This window comes from Streptomyces rugosispiralis, from assembly GCF_024505145.1.
In the GTDB taxonomy this organism is placed as follows: Bacteria; Actinomycetota; Actinomycetes; order Streptomycetales; family Streptomycetaceae; genus Streptomyces; species Streptomyces rugosispiralis.
The window spans coordinates 1-214 of record NZ_JANIAA010000293.1 but is presented as its reverse complement, the minus strand read 5'-3'; the positions used below and the strand labels follow the sequence as shown (position 1 = coordinate 214).

Here is a 214-nt window from a genome sequence, read left to right as displayed (position 1 = left end):
GCTGGAAGGCGTACGTCGGCAGATCGACGCGCCGCGCGCCCGTGCCCGCGAACGTCCCCGCCCAGTCGACGGACGCGCCGCCCACGTACGCCTCGGCCACGGAGGTCATGAAGCGTTCCAGCCCGCCTTCGTCACGACGCAGCGAACCGACAGCGGTGACCCGGGCGCCGTGGTCCTCAGCGGTCTGCTCCACACCCATCGTCAGGACGGGATG

1 protein-coding gene is annotated in these 214 nt (G+C 72.0%); it reads right to left on the bottom strand.

Annotated elements, in window-relative coordinates; translation table 11 throughout:
- Positions 1–214 (bottom strand): hypothetical protein (locus NP777_RS47515; protein WP_256656421.1); only part of this gene is annotated, 214 nt, incomplete at both ends.